The 16,920-nt window shown below is 72.1% G+C and carries 14 protein-coding genes; 9 read left to right on the top strand and 5 right to left on the bottom strand.

Features of this window, described 5'->3' with window-relative positions:
- Nucleotides 1–10: 10 nt before the first annotated feature.
- The gene (locus AC067J_RS40310; protein WP_478307777.1) at nucleotides 11–736 is read right to left on the bottom strand and encodes a dienelactone hydrolase family protein; all 726 of its coding nucleotides are present in this window, start codon (nucleotides 734–736) and stop codon (nucleotides 11–13) included.
- Between the two features lie 293 nt (nucleotides 737–1,029).
- Here AC067J_RS40310 and AC067J_RS40305 point away from each other — a divergent pair, with 293 nt between their 5' ends.
- Complete coding sequence (locus tag AC067J_RS40305; RefSeq protein ID WP_478307776.1) at nucleotides 1,030–2,121, top strand: vWA domain-containing protein; 1,092 nt, start codon at nucleotides 1,030–1,032, stop codon at nucleotides 2,119–2,121.
- A gap of 370 nt (nucleotides 2,122–2,491) precedes the next feature.
- On the opposite strand, the gene AC067J_RS40300 is transcribed toward AC067J_RS40305, so the two are convergent.
- Nucleotides 2,492–3,775 (bottom strand): LGFP repeat-containing protein, encoded by a 1,284-nt coding sequence (locus AC067J_RS40300; RefSeq protein WP_478307775.1) that lies wholly within the window; start codon nucleotides 3,773–3,775, stop codon nucleotides 2,492–2,494.
- Nucleotides 3,776–4,435: 660 nt separating this feature from the next.
- Here AC067J_RS40300 and AC067J_RS40295 point away from each other — a divergent pair.
- Together AC067J_RS40295 and AC067J_RS40290 are read left to right on the top strand one after the other, a co-directional pair.
- On the top strand, nucleotides 4,436–5,632 hold the full coding sequence (locus tag AC067J_RS40295; protein ID WP_478307774.1) for a 4-hydroxybenzoate 3-monooxygenase: 1,197 nt from the start codon (nucleotides 4,436–4,438) through the stop codon (nucleotides 5,630–5,632).
- Between the two features lie 154 nt (nucleotides 5,633–5,786).
- A complete protein-coding gene (locus tag AC067J_RS40290) occupies nucleotides 5,787–7,712 on the top strand; it encodes a methyltransferase (RefSeq protein WP_478307773.1) in 1,926 nt (641 codons plus the stop codon).
- Nucleotides 7,713–7,831: 119 nt separating this feature from the next.
- Here the strand turns inward: AC067J_RS40290 and AC067J_RS40285 are convergent, their stop codons facing one another.
- Entirely contained in the window at nucleotides 7,832–8,536 is a 705-nt protein-coding gene (locus tag AC067J_RS40285) for a DUF2470 domain-containing protein (RefSeq protein WP_478307797.1), read from the bottom strand.
- A gap of 275 nt (nucleotides 8,537–8,811) precedes the next feature.
- Between AC067J_RS40285 and AC067J_RS40280 the strand changes: the two genes are divergently transcribed.
- The 3 genes from AC067J_RS40280 to AC067J_RS40270 all read left to right on the top strand — a co-directional run bounded on the left by AC067J_RS40280 (nucleotide 8,812) and on the right by AC067J_RS40270 (nucleotide 11,081).
- Entirely contained in the window at nucleotides 8,812–9,414 is a 603-nt protein-coding gene (locus tag AC067J_RS40280; protein ID WP_478307772.1) for a phosphotransferase, read from the top strand.
- Between the two features lie 409 nt (nucleotides 9,415–9,823).
- Nucleotides 9,824–10,264, top strand: a complete 441-nt coding sequence (locus AC067J_RS40275; RefSeq protein ID WP_478307771.1) for a hypothetical protein — start codon at nucleotides 9,824–9,826, stop codon at nucleotides 10,262–10,264.
- A gap of 127 nt (nucleotides 10,265–10,391) precedes the next feature.
- On the top strand, nucleotides 10,392–11,081 hold the full coding sequence (locus AC067J_RS40270) for a 2-phosphosulfolactate phosphatase (RefSeq protein WP_478307770.1): 690 nt from the start codon (nucleotides 10,392–10,394) through the stop codon (nucleotides 11,079–11,081).
- A gap of 141 nt (nucleotides 11,082–11,222) precedes the next feature.
- On the opposite strand, the gene AC067J_RS40265 is transcribed toward AC067J_RS40270, so the two are convergent.
- A complete protein-coding gene (locus tag AC067J_RS40265; protein ID WP_478307769.1) occupies nucleotides 11,223–12,569 on the bottom strand; it encodes an SUKH-4 family immunity protein in 1,347 nt (448 codons plus the stop codon).
- A gap of 304 nt (nucleotides 12,570–12,873) precedes the next feature.
- On the bottom strand, nucleotides 12,874–14,256 hold the full coding sequence (locus AC067J_RS40260) for an SMI1/KNR4 family protein (RefSeq protein WP_478307768.1): 1,383 nt from the start codon (nucleotides 14,254–14,256) through the stop codon (nucleotides 12,874–12,876).
- 250 nt (nucleotides 14,257–14,506) lie between these two features.
- Between AC067J_RS40260 and AC067J_RS40255 the strand changes: the two genes are divergently transcribed.
- The 3 genes from AC067J_RS40255 to AC067J_RS40245 form a co-directional block, all read left to right on the top strand.
- The gene (locus AC067J_RS40255; protein ID WP_478307767.1) at nucleotides 14,507–15,415 is read left to right on the top strand and encodes a LysR family transcriptional regulator; all 909 of its coding nucleotides are present in this window, start codon (nucleotides 14,507–14,509) and stop codon (nucleotides 15,413–15,415) included.
- Nucleotides 15,416–15,798: 383 nt separating this feature from the next.
- Nucleotides 15,799–16,458 carry a hemerythrin domain-containing protein gene (locus tag AC067J_RS40250; protein ID WP_478307766.1) on the top strand — a complete coding sequence of 220 codons (660 nt, stop codon included), beginning with the start codon at nucleotides 15,799–15,801 and terminating at the stop codon, nucleotides 16,456–16,458.
- 321 nt (nucleotides 16,459–16,779) lie between these two features.
- On the top strand, nucleotides 16,780–16,920 hold a 141-nt coding region (locus AC067J_RS40245), incomplete at its 3' end, for an NAD-dependent epimerase/dehydratase family protein (RefSeq protein ID WP_478307796.1).

Genomic DNA, 16,920 nt, shown 5'->3' with positions numbered 1-16,920 from the left:
ATCCCGCGGCCTACTCCGTGACGGGCAGGCATTCGGCGAGCAGGCCGACGATGTCGTGCCAGGCCCGCTTCGCGTGCAGCGGGTGGTGGCCGACGCCGGGGACCACGGGCTTGTCGACCGGCGGGTGGTGGAACGCGTGCAGGGCCCCGCCGTAGACCACGAGGCGCCAGTCCACACCCGCGGCCTGCATCTCGGCGGCGAAGGCGTCCCGTTGCTCGGCGGGCATGATCGGGTCCTCCGATCCGACCCCGGCCCAGACGGGGCAACGGATCCGCGCCGCCTCGCCCGGGCGGCCGGTGGTCAGGGCGTTGATCGTCGCGATGGCCCGCAGGTCGACGCCGTCGCGCCCGAGTTCCAGCAGGATCGCGCCTCCGGTGCCGTAGCCGACGGCGGCGATCCGGTCGGGGTCGGTCCGTGGTTCGGCACGCAGCACGTCGAGCGCCGCATGCCCTATGTCCCGCATCCGGTCGGGGGAGGCGAGTAACGGGGTCGCGCGCGCCAGCATCTCCTCCCGGTCGGTGAACCAGCGCCCGCCGTTGATGTCGAAGGCCAGTGCCACGTAGCCCAGTTCGGCGAGGGCGTCGGCCCGGCGACGCTGGAAGTCGTTCAGGCCGGGCCCCTCGGGCCCGAGCAGGACCGCGGGCCGGCGGCCCGCTCCGGAGGGGAGTGCGAGGTGCCCGATCATCGTCAGGCCGTCGGCCGGGTATTCGACCGTTCGTGTGGTGATTGTCGTCATGGGACCGGACTCTAGTGATTGCCGGCCCCGGTCGGTCCGTTCTTCACTGTCGGCAGAACGGCCCGGGTGTGCGGGCGCCCGCGGGTCCGCAGCCAACCCGATCGGCGAGGTCTCCTCCGAGCAGCGTATTTCGTCCGGCCGTCAGTGCCCGATCATTCGGCGTGCGAGCGGTGGGAATCCGCGGAAGCGCCCAGGTCAGGACGGACTGTCAGTGCCCGCCCGTAGTGTGGGATCAACGCTGGAGGGGACGCCGGAAGGGCGTCGGAGAAGGCGTCGGAAAATGGGGTGGAACCATGTCTGCGACCAGGATCAACCACAAGGTCAACCACGTCTCGCTCGTGGTCGACAAGTCCGGTTCGATGCGCCGGCACGAGTCGCAGCTCGTCCGCGTGGTGGACGAGTTCGTGAAGGGCCTCCAGGAGGAGTCCGACCGGCTCGGCCACGAGACCCGCATCAGCCTCTACGCGTTCGACCACGAGGTGCGGAACCTCGTCTGGGACATGGACGTCAAGCACCTGCCGTCCCTGCAGGGCGTCTACAAGGTCGACAACGGTGCGACGGCGCTGATCGAGGCGGCCGTGAAGTCCGTCGACGACCTGAAGAACATCTGGGAGGGGTACGGGGAGCACTCCTTCCTCCAGGTCGTCGTCACCGACGGTGAGGAGAACGCCTCCGGCTTCTCGGAGAGCGGCCGGATGCACACCCGCCTCGGCGCCGGCCCGGGCAAGGCCGTCCTGCGCACGTGGATGGACCGCATCCAGGGCGCGATGGACGACCTCCCCGACCACTGGACGTCGGCGATCCTGGTCCCGAACTCCCTGGCCAAGCGCACCGCTCAGGAGTACGGCTTCCCGGCGGGCAACATCGCGGTCTGGGACGCGGACTCCGGCAAGGGCGTCGAGGAGGCCATCGGCACCGTCAAAACGGCCGCCACGAGCTTCCTGCGGGGCCGGGAACAGGGCGTGCGCGGCACCAGGAACCTGTTCGCCATGGGCCAGGACCTGAGCACCGACGAGGTCAAGGCCAACCTCGACGCCCTGGACACCGGCAAGTACGTCCTCGTCCCGGTCGACGAGCAGGCGCCGATCCGCGACTTCGTCACGAGCACCGGGCACTCGTACAAGTCCGGCTGCGCCTTCTACGAGCTGTCCAAGCGCGAGAAGATCCAGGGCAACAAGCAGCTCGCCGTGGCGGAGAAGGACCCGGCCACCGGCCGGATGACGGGCCGGGTGTTCTCGGGCCCGGCGGCCCGCCGACTCCTCGGCCTGCCGACGTCGGAGGCCACGGTGAAGCCGGGCGACAACCCGTCGTACACCGTGTTCGTCCAGTCGACCTCCGTCAACCGGAAGCTGGTGCCGGGCACCAAGCTGCTCGTCCTCCTGTAGCCGGGCACGGTGCGGACGTGGTTTGCGGGGAACCCGGACAGGGGGCTGGATCGGGTTCCTGAGGCGGTGGTGCCGTGCAAGGATCCCGCTGCGGCGGTGGCCGCGATGGTCGAGCCGGCGCCGCCGCCCGCTCTGGCCGACCGCCACGGAGAGCACCTCGCCGTCCGGGGCGAAGTGGTACTCCGTCTCGGCGCCGTCGTCCGTCGACCCGGTGGCGACGGCCCGGGTTCCACGCCGTGAGGACCCGCCGCACGGCGGCCTCGGGGAACGGGGGAATCCGGTCCGTGAAGGGGTAATCAGTGGATCTCGACGACGAAAGCCCCTCGCCGGCCCGGAGGCTGACGAGGGGCTTCGTCGTGCCGCTACGGGCTCAGCCGGTGCACGCCATGGTGGCGTTCTGGGAATCCGGGTCGTTCCGGGTACAGGTGTGCTGGGGGGCTTTCAGGTCGCTGACGCGGGTCTGCCAGACGGAGCCCTGCCATTTGGCCTGCGGGGCGCCGGCGTTGTCGAGGCGACTGGGGTAGCGCAGGACTTCCCACGACGGGAACCTGTCCTTCGTCGTCGTGATGTCGAAGCCGGTGAAGGACTTGTTCCTGTCGTCGTACCCGTGCGGCGTCAGGTACCAGGTCGCGTTGATCCGGCCGAGGTCTCCGAACTGGTAGCCCGGGATGTCCACGAAGGAGTTGACCGCCGAGATCGACACCTTGATGCCCCCGCCGGCGGTGGGCTCGACCCAGTATTCATTCTGGGGGATCGGGTCGTCCTGGACGGCTTCGGCGTGCGAGGTGCGGAGGAGGGGCTTGGCGTCGTGGCATCCGTTCAGCGTGGAGCTGGGGTCATGGACGCAGGAGTGTTCGACGTAGACGCCGACGCGGCCCGTTTCGGTGTCCCACGCGACGGTCACCTTGGATTCGGCGGCCGGGTCGGTGCTCCACTGGCGGTGGTTGCCGATGATGTCGTTCACCGGGTTGTTGTCGGTGGCGATGTAGCCGCGTACGACGACGATCCCCCGGTCTCCTCCCAGGGGCAGCAGGTGTGCGGCCTCCTGCCGACCCCCGTCACGCGTAGTGCTGTTGGGCGTCAGGTACAGGTCGCGTGCCTGTGCGTACTGTGGGTTGGGAGTCTCCTCGGGAGACCACGCGATGGGGCCGTGCTCGAACATCTGGCTGACGCCCTTGACACCCGGAACCTGGACTTCGTCGCTGATCGGGTAGCCGTAGCGGCCGGTCTCCCACTGGGCCGTTCCCCAGCGTTCGCCGATGCGACCCCAGACGGGGTGTGCACCGGTGTTGGGGGACCAGTAGACCGAGCCGCCCTGGAAGACCTGGCGTACGCCCTTCCCGTCGGGGAGCCGGCTTTCGTCGCTGGTGGGGTAACCGAGGCTGCCGCCTTCCCAGCCGAGCTGTCCCCACTTGTCGCCGATGAGGCCCCAGATCGCGTGGGCCCCACTGTCGGGGCTCCAGTAGATCGAGCCGTGCTCGAAGACCTGGCGTACGCCCTTGCCGTCGGGGAGCGGGATTTCGTCGGACTTCGGACAGCCCAGGGATTCCTGTACGCCCGGCGTCTGGGTGTATTCGGTCCAGATGGCCCCGTGGACCGAGTAACCCCCGGTGCAGTCGACCTGAGCCGACGCGGGAGCAGCCTGAACGCCCATCAGGAGCAGGGCACTTGAGGCTGTGAGGGCGAGGAGCCGGGATGCTCTTGCTCTGATCATGTCGAACAGTCTCCAGGCCTGCAGGTGGTCCGGACAATGAGACAAGGAGACGAAGCACCCGAATGGGTGACGGGACGGGAGCTCGGGGCTTCAAGATCATCACATTGCCCCTTCGGCGCGCACCTCGGTCACGCCCCCGGTGTGGATCACGCTCAACCTTTTCGGCCCCGGCACCGACGACCCGTCAGTCGCCCACCAGCCACGATCCGGCCTTGGCGCACGATCTGGCATGGATGTTCCTCACCCCCCGTTCCGTCGTTTCGGCCTTCATGCCGCGATGGTGCCGGGAGGTACCGGCAATCGGGCGCGCCTGCCGGCGGACCTCGCCGACCGGCTCGGTGAGGCAGGTTGACCGGCAGTCGGATCGACAGCCGTCGTGGCGACCGCGACGGGGTCGACCTTGCGCGGTCCGGTGGACCGGCGGCGGGGCGTTCGTGGACGTCGCGTCAGCCGGCCGGCGTCGGCGGCCGTCGTAAGGATTGTCGTCAAAGTAGGCAATTCGGGTTACTGGCGCCATTCCGAACCGCTATCGGTGATTATGATCCACTTCCTGTGACGAACAGTCAGAGCAGCAGAACGGACTTACAGTCGGCCGATGTCGTGGTCCTCGGTGCAGGCCCCGCCGGCCTCCTCCTGGGGAACCTGCTCCACCGGAACGGGATCGACTGCGTCGTCCTGGAACGCGCCGACCGCGCCCGCGTCCAGACCAGGGCACGGGCCGGCTTCCTCGCGGCCAACACCGTGCGGATCCTGGACCGCCACGGTCTGGCCGAGGGCCTGCACCGGCACGGCCTGCCGCACGGCGTCTGCGAGTTCCGCACCGCCGAAGGCCGCTTCCGGCTGGACTACGGCAGGCTCGGCCGGGGTGAGCGGCACACCGTCTACCCCCAACAGGACCTGGTCACGGACCTGCTGACGTACTACCTGGAGGCAGGCGGGCGGATCCACTTCGGGACCGAGGCGCTGGCCGTGCACGACGCGGGGACGACCCGTCCGTCCGTGACCGCGCGGGAGGCGGACGGCCGTCCCGGCCGATGGCGGGCCAGGTACGTGGCCGGCTGCGACGGCCGGCACGGCGCGGCCCGGCGGTCCCTGCCGCGCGGCACCGTACGCCACCACCGGGACCACGGCGTCTCCTGGCTCGGCCTGCTCGCCGAGGCACCGCCGAGCCTCGACGCCGTGGGCTACGCGGTCCACGACCGCGGCTTCGCCGGGCACATGGCCCGCACGCCCGAGGTCACGCGCTACTACCTGGAGTGCGAACGCGGCACCGAGGCCGGAGCCCGGTCCGACGAACACCTCTGGGACGAGCTCGAAACGCGGATGTACGCGGCGGAGCACGGGCCCCTGAACCGCGGCCGGATCCTCCACCGCGGCGTCGTCGACTTCGAGTCCGACGTCGTCGAACCGCTGCGCCACGGATCGCTCCTCCTGGCGGGGGACGCCGCGAGCCTGATCAGCCCGTCCGCCGCGAAGGGGGCCAACCTCGCGGTCCTGGAGGCGGAACTGCTCGCCCACGCCCTGATCGCCGACCTCGCGCACGGCGATCCCGGAGCCCTGGACCGGTACTCGGAACTCGCCCTGGCCCGCATCTGGCGCGCGCAGGAGTTCTCGCACTGGATGATCCGGCTGCTGCACCGCACGGCCGCTCCGGGTGGCGAATCGTTCTTCCACGAATCCTTGCGGGCCCGGGGGGCGAATCCGTTCCCCGCATCCCCGGGGGACTCGCCCCTCGAAGCACTGCGCACATCGCGCACCCATCAGGACTGGTTCGCGGCGAACTACGTCGGCGTCTGAGCCTCCCACTCCGCCGCGCCGCCCGTCCCGCCCCGCCCCGCCGTTCACCCGGACCCCGGCCCCGGACCCCGGCCCCCAATGCCGAACAAGGACCCACGCCATGACGACCCCGACAGCCACGACGACCCCGACGACCGCAACGACCACGACAGCCATGACAGCCACGACGACGTCCCCGGACGACGACGCAGCCCGGCTGCTCGCGGCGGCCGCGTTCGTCCGGGAACAGGACAGCACCGCCCTGCTCCGGCTCCTGCTCCCCGGCCTCCACGGACCGCAGCTGCGGGCGCTGGCGGACCGCTGCCACTTCGCGCACGCCGCACTCCTGGTCTTCCCGCCGGACGAGGCGACCCTGCACGGTCAGCTGGCCGCCTGCGGACTGGTCGCCGACACCCCGCCGACGCCCAGCACCGTCGTCCGGGAGCGGCTGGCGTTACGGCACGGGCACGACCCGGCGGCCCTGGACGTCGCCATCCTGCGGCCGCCACTGCACGGCCCGGGCGGCGAGCCCCGGGTGGTCGAGGTGTTCGCGCTGACCGTTCCGCCGGGCTCCGGACTGGCCGCGCTCGCCGCACACGAGCGGGCCGTGCAGCACGAGGCACACCTCGCCTTCGAGGTCGGCTCCGCGGACCCGCTCGTCCTGGACGGCCTGTGCGCGCTCCTCGCCCGGCACGGCGCGAGCCCCGACGGCGGGGGATACAACCCGCACGAGGACGGCACCGTCCTCTACTTCACCGCTCCCGCCGGCTCGGAGACCGGGTACCGGCGGCTGGAGCTCCACGTGGCGGGCGCCCACCCGGACGTCCTGGCGGCCCACTTGGGCGAGCAGGCGCGCCCACCGGGCGACGGCCCGGGGCGGAGCCACCCGCACCGGCCCGCCGGACCGCGCCCGCAGGCCGAACCTCACCCGCAGGCCGGACCGCACCCGCAGGCCGAACCTCACCATCACGCCGAACCGCATGCGCACGCCGAACCGCACCGCCACGCCGAAACGCTCCTGCACCTGCTCACCGGAGCCTGGACGACCCAGGCCCTCGCGGTGTTCGCGCGCCTGGGGGCGCCCGACGCCCTGGACACCCGTACGGGGACCACGGCCGAGGCGCTGGCGCACCGGATCGGCGCCCACCCGCAGAGCCTCGCGACCCTCCTGCGCTACCTCGTGATGCTGGACGTGGTGGCCCACCACCCGGACGGCTTCCGGCTCACCGGGACGGGCGCGCTCCTCAGGACGGACGCCCCGGGATCGATGCAGCCGCTGGCACTGATGTACGGCGGCCCGTTCTACCGCTCCTTCGCGGAACTCGGGCACACGGTGCGGACCGGACAGGCCGCCTTCGACCACCTCTTCGGCGAGAACCACTTCGACCACTTCGCCCGCGACCCCGAACTGGCGGAGCTGTTCGACCGGTCGATGGCCGCGAGCTCCCGGATGTTCGAGCCGATTCCGGAACACCCCGCCCTCACGGCCGCGGGCCGGGCACCCGTTCCCGGCACCGTCGTCGACGTCGCCGGGGGGAACGGGGAACTGCTCGGACGCATCCTGGCCGCGCACCCGCGTCTGCGCGGCGTCCTGCTCGAACGGCCGCACGCCGTCGCCGCCGCCCGCAGGCTGCTGGACACGGCGGGCTGCGGCGGGCGCTGCACGTACCTCACGGGCGACTTCGCGGACGTACCGCCGGACGCGGACGTCTACCTGCTCTCGCGGGTGCTGCACGACTGGAGCGACGAGCGCTGCCGGGACATCCTGCGCCACGTGGCCCGTGCGATGCCCGCCCACGCCGACCTGCTCGTCGTCGAGCGGGTGCTGCCCGCCGACGGCTCGACCTCGCTGGCCACCGCGTGGGACCTCCACATGATGTGCAACACCGGCGGCCGCGAACGCCGCGCCGACCACTTCGCCCGGCTCCTGGCCGACGCGGGCCTCGAACTCGTGGACGGCTCGCCGCTGCCGCTCGGCGGTACCGTCCTGCACGCGCGCAAGGCCGCGGTGCCGGCACCCGCACGGCCGGACCGCCGGGCCCTGGCCGCACCGGCCGCACCGGCTGCGCCGGCTACGGCGGTTGAGGCGGCCGCCCGGTAGCCGGCCGAACGCCGTCGGCGGGCGCGGCGTCCTCGCCGGCTCACTCCAGGGCCCCGGCACCGGCGGTGTCGACGAGGTGCCCGGTCGTGCCGGTCAGACGGTCGTGCCGGTCGTGCCGGTCAGGCGGGGAGGCGGTTGGCGTGGGTCAGGCGCCGGGCCCGGGCGAGCAGGGCCTGGATCCGGACCCCGGCCTCCTCGGGGTCGGTGAGGGGGGTGGCGAAAGGCAGCCGGACGTCGGTGTGCCCGTGGGGCCGCTCCAGTCGCAGCGTGATGCCGTGGCGGTCCAGCGCGAGGGGCAGGGTGCGGGTCGGTCGGCAGGCGAGAGCGTCGCGGGGGGCGAGCCGCAGCAGCAGGGGGACCAGTTCCGGGTGGTCGTCGAGGAGGTGGGTGAGCATGTCGGCCTCGCAGCAGGCGAGCGGATCCGGTGTGCTCCCGTGCAGCGCTTCGAGTGGTACGTCGCTCAGGCCGTCGGCGTCCTCGATGACCGCCTGTCCGAACTCCACGCACGTGGTCTCGGCCGAGTCGCTGTAGGGCTCGGCGAGCAGGCCGGTGACGGTGACCCGGGCGCGTACCCGGTCACGGACCGGGGTGGGGGCGACGTCGGTGAACTCCATGCGGACGGGGATGCGTCCGACCGGGTCCTGGGGCGTCGCGGGCGAGGGGTCGTGGAGATGGATGCGGCCGATGACACCGTGGCCGTCGAGGCGGTGCACCTGCCGGCCGGGTCCGTCGCTGACGACGGTCATGGAGTGCGCCGCGGTCAGGACGGTCAGGAGTCGCTCGGCCTTGCTCGGCCGCTGCGGGCGGGCACGGGGCATGCGCAGCCTTCGATCTTCGAGGGTGGGCTGACCTGCAGGCCAGCAAGAGTTAGGCTGGCCTAACCTCATCTCCATTGGGAGTGGCCCGGGCGCCCCGCCTCGGAGCGGGCGTCAGCCTCCGCGGGTTCCAAGGGGCGCGCTGGGCCGGCTTCGAGAAACCGGCGCGCGGAGTCCTGTAGCGGTGACGCCGGTGGGGAAAACCGGTCGACAGGCGCCACGCGACGCACTGTGATGGCTCCGACTGCCTGCCGCAGGTGGCGGGCCGACTGCAGGAGCTGCTCTTGGCAAGCGGGAGAATCACAGACGCCCGTCCCGCGATCGATGCCGCGCTGGTCAGGCGCCTGGTCGATACGCAGTTCCCGCAGTGGGCCGAGCTGCCCTTGGAGTTGCTCGACCCGGCCGGCTCGAACCATGTGATCTACCGGATTGGTGGGGGGCTGTCCGTCCGGCTGCTGGTTGCACGGGACCGGGCTACGCGGGCCGCCATCGCAGAGGTCGACGGCCCGTTCGACACCGCTGCCATGACGGAGCTGTGGGAGGCGGCGCTGAGAGCCCCCGATTGGGACGGCCCGCCGGTCTGGTTCCACGGCGACTTCCATACCGGCAACCTGCTGACCGTCGACGGCCGCCTCAGTGCGGTCATCGACTTCGGCGGACTCGGCATCGGCGACCCGGCCTGCGACCTGATGATCGCCTTCACCCTGATGTCGGCCGGGAGCCGGGCCGCTTTCCGCGCCGCGCTCGGCGTGGACGACGCCACCTGGATCCGGGGCCGTGGCTGGGCGCTGGCCACGGCCCTGAACGCCTACACCCACTACGCCGCCGTCAACCCCCGGGTCGCCGCGCAGACCACCCGTCAGATCACCGAGGCCCTCATCGGCTAGGCGATCGGGACCAAGGCACACCGCTTCATGGGTGCGCGGGTCGTGTTCGGCGGCCGAGGTGGCGACGGCGGTCGTGAAGTGGAGGCTTGTCCTGGCGCCGATCGAGAAGACGTGTGCGAGGTGGAGAGGGTCCGACAGCCAGAGCCACGCCGTTCCTCCCCTTCGGCTACCAGGCGACTCCGCCATGACAGCCGAAGAGACTTCGGGACTTCCGAGAAACGAGCAGGAATCACTCGACCGTGGACGGACGAGAGGGAGCACCGGATCAGACGGCTGCCGAGGTCGTCACCAAGGTCGGTAGACTGCGGGAACCCACGGGAACATGGGACAGGCCTCACCGTGTCCTGTCGGCAGTTCGTACGGCAGAGTTGTGGTCCCCCGCAGCCGTCACGAAGGAGGGTCGGTCCACATGGACGAGGAAGGCCCCGCCGACCGCCCCGAACCGGACCTCACCCGGCCGCCGCACGTGTCGCCTGCCGCGAACAGGGTGACGCGGAGGGGGAGTTCCCGCGAGGTCGCCCATCGGTACGGTGTCCTCGGCACGCTGTCGGCGGCGGGGATCGACGCCGACCGGATTCAGGTGTTCCACGACCCCGAGGACGGCGGCGCCTACTGGGTCGTCACCCTCGACGGCGGGCGCACGGCCGTCCTGACCGACGACACCGAGGAGCACGTGGTCCACATGGAGGGGCCGTGGCCGTTCAAGGCCGTGTTCCTCGGCCCGGACGGCATCCGGACGAAGATCGGCTACTCGATCGGTGATCTCACGACCGACCTCGTCACGTGGTACGCCGAGGCCGTGGGGATCGCGAGCGAATCCTCCTCCGAACGGCCGGGATCCGGCGACTGATGCCATGCGGGGGCACTGCCTCCGACGGCAGGGTGCGCTCGGCGGCGGCTGCCGCATTCCGAGGCCGTGGATGTGACATGGATCACTCTCCGGCTGCTCCGGGCCCGGCGTGCGCGATCATGATCGTATGGACGCCCATTTCCTTGGTATCGCCGAGCTGACCGAAACCCCGTCCGTAGCGGTAGTGGTCGACGTCATGCGTGCCTTCACCGTGGCCGCCTGGGCCTTCGCCCAGGGCGCGGAGAAGATCGTTCTTGCCGAGTCGTTGGACGAAGCCCTGGCGCTCAAGGCCCGCCATCCGGACTGGGTGGCGATCAAGGACGGTCCGTCCGCGCCCGGGTTCGACGCCGTCAACTCGCCGGGACTGCTGCGGTCCGTCGACCTCGGCGGACGGACCGTCGTGCAGAAGACCACGGCGGGGACGGTCGGCGCCCTCGCGGTCAAGGAGGCGTCGCTGGTGCTGTGCGCGAGCTTCGTGGTGGCGGAGGCGACGGCCCGGGTCCTGCGGACGCGCACGCCTGACAGCGTCACGTTCGTGGTCACCGGCGAGGACGGGAAGGCCGACGAGGACCTGGCGTGCGCTCAGTACATCGCGCGTAGGGCGGTCGAGACCGGGACGACGGATGCCGCCGACTTCCTGCGCCGCGCCGCCGAGTCGCGCGCCGCCTTTGAGCTGACGGAGGGTGTGCGCGAAGGGGTCCACCCCGACGACGTCGCACTCTGCCTCGAACTCGACCGGTTCCCCTTCGCCATGACGGCGGCGCTGGAGGACTCGCTCATGGTCCTCCGCCGCACCGGCCCGACCCGAGCTGCGTAGCGCTCGCGGAGCCGCCCGGCAAGCCTCCGACACACCCAGGCCCCGCGCGGTGTCGGTGCGTGTTCCGCAGGCAAGCGCGGGCAGTGCGGGCAGCGCGGGCAGTGCGGGCAGTGCGGGCAGTGCGGACCGCGGACGGTGCGTTCAGCCGATCAGCTCGCCCATGTGGCAGTCGTCGACGCGGATGCGCCAGAAGTGGCTCCGGGTGGCCCAGGCCGGCGGGTCGAGGGCCCGCAGGACGTCCTCGGCGACGCTGTCGAGGAGGTCGCGAGGCCGGAAGACGGCCCAGGGCAACTGCGCGGGGGCGCCGGTCCAGCGGCGGCGTTCGGCGCGCAGCCGTTCATGGGTCCACAGGACGTGGAGCAGGGCGGCGAGGTCCCGGTGCAGGTACGCGGCCGGCTCGTCGCCGTCGTGCCAGTCGGGCAGTTCGACCCGCCCGGTGGCGCCGTCGAGTGCGACCGCGAGGTCGTACGTCCACCCGCCGAGCGCGACGTACTCGCCCTGGTGGTGGCGGCCGGTCGGCTCCACGGCTCCGTCGTCCGTGTAGTCCGCGGGGTACGTCAGCGCCACGGTGGTCAGCGGGCCGTCGGCGGCGACGGCCAGGACGCAGCGGTCGGCGACCGGCAGTCCCACGTCGAGGAGCAGGCGCCGCGTCGGTGCGTGGCTGAGCTGCCCGGGCAGTTCCTCGGCGGTGAACCGGCGGACCGTCCCCCCGCCGGCCCGTGCCGCGAGGTCCTCGACCAGGTCGGGCCCGACGGCGTAGGCGAGTTCTCCCGGCTCCCCCGGAGCGGCGCCCCAGGCGAGCGCACGGACCTGCAGCGCCGTCTCCCAGTGCGCGGGCCGGCCGCCGGTCCGCTCCCACAGGTCCGGATCGGCTTCGCGCATCTCCTGCAGGGTGATCCGCACGGCCGCACCGACTGTCTCCGGGCCGTACGGCGGCCTGGCGTCGCCCTCGTCCGGCTCGTAGGCGCCCGAAGCGCATACGCTCAGGCCCTCCAGTACGGTCACCAGGGCGATCAGGGTGTGCGGGCTGCTGGCCAGCAGGTCATGCCGCAGGACGCCGCCGTCGTCGGGGCAGGCCAGGTACACGGCGCCGCTCGCGCCGTCGAGCAGCACGGTGACGTCCTCGGAGCCGGAGGGGTACTGGGCTTCGCCCAGGACGAACAGGCCCGCGGGGTCCAGGCCTGCGGCGTCCAGGCCCGCGGCACCGCTGACGAGACGGCCCTCGTACCGGTCTGCCGCCGTCTCCAGGGGCTCGGCCGCCGCGGCCCGCAGGTCCAGGTAGGCGTGGCACCAGGACAACTCGCCGGCGGCGAGCAGTTCCCGGCTCGGCCCGTGCGTGAGCGCGGCGGGCAGCGACCGTGGCCCGCACGGCTCGGCGACGGCGTCGTCCGCGTCGTCCGCGTCGTCCGCGCTGGCCGAGCACGGTTCGTGCGGCCCGGAGCTGCGCTGGACGGTGCCCGAGGTGCTGTCGGTCTGACGTGCGGTCATGGGGTGAGCCTATCGAGAGGGGGTGGTGGCGTCGGGAGCGAGGTCGCGCCGAATCCCGGCGGCGGACGTCAACGGCGAGCCGGCCGCGCCCCGGCGGCCCGACGGCCGACCGGGCCAAGTGCGCCGCCGTCAGCCCGACGGCCGACCGGCTCATGTGCGCCCCGGCGGCCCGACGGCCGACCGGCCCGACGCGCCCCGTCGGCCCGGCACCATGCCGGGCTGACGGGCCGTAGCGCACCGCGCCTGGGCGTCCTGGGAGCGTGTCCGGCCCCTCGCGCGACCGCGGGAGCGAACACGTCGCGCGCTACGGCAGCGGACCGAGGTCGCCGGTGACGACGGTCTCGGTGCTCGGGGGGCGGTCCCCGAGGGCGAGGATCTCGTCGGCCAGGGCCACGATGGAACGCGGGTCGCCGCTCCCGAACGTGTGGATGGAGGCAGCCGAGAGGCCGCGCGGGACGGCCCCGGCGTCGAGCAGGACCCGCCAGTCGGCGGGCGAGAGTTCGAGGAACTCCAGACCGGTGAGCGCGGCGATCTCCAGCGGGTCGGCGAGCGTGCCGGGGTAGGCGCAGAGAGTACGCAGGCGGGGCAGCCCGACGACGGGCGCGAGGCTCAGGGGCGCGCCGCTCCACCCCCCGATCCGCAGGACCTCCAGCGCGGGGTGGGCGGCGGCCTCGACGCCTCCGACGTACTCGTCGTGGATGATGGCCGTGACCGGCGGCTTGTCCCACCGGTGCCCGGTGTACCAGGTCCGGTCGGGGTCGAGGATCAGGTCGGTGAGCGATTCGGCCCACAGCGACGCGCCGATGCTCTGCTCGTGGTCGAGCACGATCACCTGGCCGGTGTGGCCGCGGGGGCCGGGCGTCAGGTCGACGGCGACCATGTCCCCTCCACCGGTTCCGCCGAGCACGATCCACCCCGGAGAGCCGACCAGGTCCTGTACGGCATCGTCGGGTCCCGTGACGGCGGCGCCCGTCGCCGCGTGCTCCCAGCGGAACGACGAACGGGACGACAGGTCGGCGATGGCCAGGTGTTCCAAGGCGCTCGGTTCGAAGCCGATCGCGCCGAGGACGCGCATCTCGGCCTCGTGGTCGTCCCGCCAGTCCTCCCATCGTGCCCGCGTCACCCGGTAGAACGCCTTGACCTCCTCGGGAAGGGACAGGCCCAGCCGCTCCTCGGCGGCGGCTATCTCCTCCTCGGTGGCGCCGATCGCGTCGGGTATCCGCTCGCGCAGCGTCCGCTCCAGCAGGGCCGCGTCCGCGGACGGGGCCGGCCGGGCCTCTTCCACGGGCTCGGGCAGGCGGCGCCAGGGCTCGGGGACGGCGCCCTCGACCAGGGTCAGCGCGCCCACGGCACTGCCGATGCCGGGATCGGCTGCCGGACTGCGCTCGAACAGCCGGAGGACCGCCGCTCCGTTCGGCGGGATCTCCGCGCTGAAGGCGATGTCGGTCACTCCGGCCCCGGCGAGGGTGTCCCGCACCCGCTCGATCGCGTCGTGCTCCTCCTGGTTGTCCGACACCAGCATGGCCCGCCCGCGCGGCGGGTACCGCAGTTTCACGGGCACGCTGTGCGAGCCGCGGCCGATGTCTCCCGACACCTGGCCGCCCGGCACGGCGAGCGCCTGCGCGTGTGCGGTCCGCAGGAGACGCAGCAGCGGCTCCCAGGTCTCGAACTCGTACAGCGTGGACAAGCGGGCCTCCGGTGGGTGCGGTGATCGCGGTGAGGTCGATTGTGCCCGTCACCTGTGACAGCCCCGCGGCCGGCTCGGCGAGCCTCCGTACTCGATCCGGTCGTGGGTGCGCTGCCGGGGCAGGAGTCCGCCGTCCGGCACGTCCGCTCCGGTCACTGCTCCCGGTCGCTGCCCCTGGCCGCTGCTTCTGCGCGCGGAACCGTGATCAACATATACTTCTGCGGTTCGGCAGCCTCCGGGTTGTCGGCGGATGAGGGCACACGGGGGCGTGGTGGAGCTGCGGGACATCGAGATATTCCTGGTCCTGGCCGAGGAGTTGCATTTCGGCCGGACCGCCGAGCGGCTCCTGGTCTCCCAGGCCCGGGTCAGCCAGGCCATCCGGAAACAGGAACGGCGCATCGGCGCCCCCCTGTTCGAACGCACCAGCCGCACCGTGCGCCTGACCGGTGTCGGACGCCAGCTGCGCGACGACCTGCAGCCGGTCTACACGGGCCTGCACGAGTCCCTGGAACGCGCGCGCCTGGTCGCCCGCGGCGTCACCGGCCGGCTCAGGGTCGGCATGATGCCGTTCAACGTCGTCGACATGCACACCTACTGGCGGACCTTCCGCTCGCGGCATCCGCAGTGGGAGCTGGAGATCCGCCAGTTGGAGTACACGGACCCGTTCGGCCGGCTGCGTGACAACGAGATGGACGTCCTCGTCACCTGGCTGCCCGTCGAGGAACCGGACCTCACCGTCGGCCCGATCCTCTGCACGGACTCCCGGATCCTGGCCGTGGCCGCCGACCACGAGCTCGCCCGGCGAACGTCGGTGCAACTGGAGGTGTTCGCCGACTCCCAGCACGCCGTCGCACCCGCCATGCCGGACTACTGGGAGAACAGCTACCTGCCCTTCCACACGTCCAAGGGCCGGACGATCGAGCGCGGGCGCCTCGTGGTGAACGCGGAGGAGCTGATCAACCAGGTCGGCATGGGCGAGATCATCCACGGCTTCCCGAGCCACGTCACCCGGCACTGGGGCATGCCGAACATCCGCTGGATACCAGTCACGGACCTGCCGGCCCTGTCCTTCGCCCTGGTCTGGCGGACCGAGGCGGAGAACGAGCTGATCGGCGCGCTCGCCGACACGGTCCGCGAACTCGGCGCACTGCGGTTCTGAGGCGCCGCCACGCCGCGGAGCCGAGGATGCCGCCTTCGCCGTTCGCCGTTCGCCGTTCGCCGACGCGTGACGCCGGCGCCCGCGGGGTCTCCCCGTCGTGTCGCTCCACCACCGCTCCCGTACGGCGATAACCGTCGAGTTATCGATCAACGCACGAAGCCTGTGTTGATCCGGGCACGGCTCTCACGGGAGGCTTGAGGCACCCGGGCAGGCTGCTCGTCGAGGGCCTGGGATCCCGGCCGTCCCCCGCCCGGCCACCCTTCCGACGATGCCCCGCTCCGTCAGGCGTGGCTCTCCACTGCTTTGTTCCTGGAGGAACCTAGTCATGGCGCCACTGCCTGCCACGGGCTCACCCGGCCACCGGCACCAGGAGTCAGACGGACGTGCGAGACAGGTTCGACATGACCGTGACGTACGCGATGCACAACGCACTGCGAAGGGAGTTGCACCACCTTGACCGAGCCACCGCCCGAGCCCATCCCGATCCCCGGAACGTGCTGCGCACCGCCCCGGGCTGGGAGCTGTTCCGGAGGGGTCTGCACGCCCACCACTCCGCCGAGGACGACGCCCTCTGGCCCTCCCTGCGCGAGGCCCTGAGCGGCCGTCCCTTCTCCCTGGCGCGGCTGGAGGCGATCGAGGCCGAGCACGCCGCGCTCGCGCTGCTGCTCGAAGCGATCGACCGGACGCTGGCCGGCCCCGATGTCGGGCTCGACCTGTTCGGTGAGCTCACCGGCTCGCTGATCACCGGTCTGCGCGGACACCTCCGCCACGAGGAGGAAACCGTCTTCCCGCTGGTGCAGACCATCCTGGGAAAGGAGCAGTGGGAACACTTCGGGCGCGTCCACGCCCGGCGGATCGAGGTCGACGCGGCACGGATCCTGCCGTGGCTCCTGGACGGCGTCGCCGAGCGGACCGTGGCCGCCGTTCTGACGGAGCTCCTGCCCGAGTCCGCGCACCACACGTACGCGCACCGATGGCAGCCTGCCTACGCGGTGCTCGACCGGTGGGGTACCCGGGACGCTCCGACCGTCACCCGGCCCTAGAGCCTGCCTCCCTCGCCCGATGATCCGGCGTGTCACCCGCGCGCCACCCGTTCTCCCACCCGCTCTCCTACCCGCTGTCCCGGCCGCAGGCCGCCGACCTCGGCCGGATCGAGGCGCAGGCCCAGCGCGCCCGAGGTCGCCGAGCTGCTGCCCGCTCGGCAGCGGGACCTCACCGTCCACGAGGCGGCCCGTGCCGTGCACGCCCACGCCCGCCCGCCCCTCGGGGAGGCGGGCGGGAAGCCGTGCGCGGCCTGGCCGGACACCTGATCGATCCCTGAAGCGAAACCCTGCGCGCACTGCGCAGCTTCGAAGCAAGTCACCATGCCGTCGAACGAGACGCAGCGTCTCGTTCCTCAAGACAGGAACGTCATGAAGGTTCTGCTCACCGGTGCGACCGGTTACATCGGCTCCGCCGTCACCGAGCACCTGGCCGCCGCCGGGCACCAGGTGGTGGCGCTCACC

It is taken from the genome of Kitasatospora sp. NPDC042419, from assembly GCF_056437345.1.
This window is presented reverse-complemented; position numbering and strand designations above follow the sequence as displayed.

Bases quoted from the DNA above. Each gene is read 5' to 3' on its own strand.
- AC067J_RS40310 (WP_478307777.1), bottom strand. From the start codon at position 736: ATGACGACAATCACCACACGAACGGTCGAATACCCGGCCGACGGCCTG.
- AC067J_RS40305 (WP_478307776.1), top strand. From the start codon at position 1,030: ATGTCTGCGACCAGGATCAACCACAAGGTCAACCACGTCTCGCTCGTG.
- AC067J_RS40300 (WP_478307775.1), bottom strand. From the start codon at position 3,775: ATGGGCGTTCAGGCTGCTCCCGCGTCGGCTCAGGTCGACTGCACCGGG.
- AC067J_RS40290 (WP_478307773.1), top strand. From the start codon at position 5,787: ATGACAGCCACGACGACGTCCCCGGACGACGACGCAGCCCGGCTGCTC.
- AC067J_RS40275 (WP_478307771.1), top strand. From the start codon at position 9,824: ATGGACGAGGAAGGCCCCGCCGACCGCCCCGAACCGGACCTCACCCGG.
- AC067J_RS40270 (WP_478307770.1), top strand. From the start codon at position 10,392: ATGGACGCCCATTTCCTTGGTATCGCCGAGCTGACCGAAACCCCGTCC.
- AC067J_RS40265 (WP_478307769.1), bottom strand. From the start codon at position 12,569: ATGACCGCACGTCAGACCGACAGCACCTCGGGCACCGTCCAGCGCAGC.
- AC067J_RS40255 (WP_478307767.1), top strand. From the start codon at position 14,507: ATGAGGGCACACGGGGGCGTGGTGGAGCTGCGGGACATCGAGATATTC.